The 1374-nt window shown below is 57.9% G+C and carries 2 protein-coding genes; one reads left to right on the top strand and one right to left on the bottom strand.

The genetic code is table 11. The features are described from left to right. Positions 1 to 206: 206 nt before the first annotated feature. Positions 207 to 728: a PTS sugar transporter subunit IIA gene (locus ACX3P1_RS28095; RefSeq protein WP_459083079.1), complete on the bottom strand. Its 522-nt coding sequence runs from the start codon at positions 726 to 728 to the stop codon at positions 207 to 209. A gap of 342 nt (positions 729 to 1070) precedes the next feature. On the opposite strand from ACX3P1_RS28095, the gene ACX3P1_RS28090 reads away from it, so the two are divergent. After that, a complete protein-coding gene (locus ACX3P1_RS28090; RefSeq protein WP_459083081.1) occupies positions 1071 to 1295 on the top strand; it encodes a hypervirulence associated TUDOR domain-containing protein in 225 nt (74 codons plus the stop codon). Positions 1296 to 1374 lie beyond the last annotated feature (79 nt).

Genomic DNA, 1374 nt, shown 5'->3' with positions numbered 1-1374 from the left:
TGGCACCGAAGTTTTTCAGATATGAAAGCGACATCGGCTCTGCGCAAAGGCGACATTATCGACAAAGAGCCGATTTTTGCTGCACACGCGCCGTGTCGGCGATGCGTTGGGGCGACAGGGCGGTAGGGAGTAACCCAGCGACGTGACAGCTTGCGCGATGCCGGAACGGTGCAGGCAACGGCAGACGAACAAAACGGACTGCCTCTCTATTCGGGATTTGCAGACTCAAGCGCAGATAAGCTTCCAACGCCGTAGTGAGCCGTCCTCGGGTTTGCCGGCTCGTTTTCGGCCAATCTCAGGATAGCCATGGCCTCGCCGCTGGAACGGGCCTGTCTCAATCCATTACGCAGCCAGGATGAACGCAGCAGCCGGCACACTCTTGAAAAGGCCGGGAGAAAGGACTGCGTATCGGACAACGGCCAGATCAGCGGAAACAGGAGGTCGACCGGCTCGCCGTCAGGGCTGCCGAAATCGATTGGAACAGCTAGCCGGGCGAGGGAGGCAACCGGCAATGTAACGCTGTCAAGCAGAGCGTGAGGGACGGCGACCCCATGCCCGGCACCCGTCGAGCCAAGGCGTTCGCGCTGCAACAGGCCGGCAAGAACCGTGCGCTCGCTGCGTCCAATCCCACGTGCGATCTCAAGCGCGATCTTGGACAGCGCCGAGTGCTTCCCCTTGGTCGTAAGGTCGAGCAAGATACCATTTTCGTCAAGAATTTCGGTGATCACCTCGGCAGCCTCCCTATTGATTTCCGACGCGACCGTCTGCGACAGGCGTCAACCGCATTGCCCGAAACGGAGCAGTCGATAGGCGGATTGAAATCGAGACACTGGCTCGTCCAGGGGTGCAAGCCAGGGTTCTACTGTGCCCCGGATAAAAACCCGATTGGACGCGTTGCAGCTCTCGTCGGGAATGGTGCGAAAAGCTAAACATGGTCTCCGCAACATGGTCAACGCACCCTATGGTATCAAGGCTTGGCCTTAACTGTCAGGCCAGTGCGCAATTTGCGGAACCAATCCCGCCTGACCTTGGTTGTGGGATCGGAAGGGGGTTTCAAAAGAGCAGGGATGATGGGAAAATTAAGTATCGGCGATAACGTGACCTGGAATTCCGAAGCCGGCCGAGTAAGCGGGACGATCAAGACTATTCATACCCGTGACTTCGACTACAAGGGCCACAGGCGACACGCTTCCGAAGAAGATCCTCAATACGAAATCAAGAGCGACAAGACCGATCATGTCGCGGCTCATAAAGGTGGTGCCCTGACGCGGCCCGGCAGCATTCGAAGCGAATGAGCCTGCTTCCACACCGTTGGTCATTCAACCCGCACGCTGGAGGAATTCGTCGGCTTGCTGCGGATCGCGAATGTTGTGC

This window comes from Mesorhizobium sp. A623 (assembly GCF_054489405.1).
Note: the sequence above shows the minus strand (reverse complement) of the source record. Positions and strands in the feature narration are given on the sequence as shown.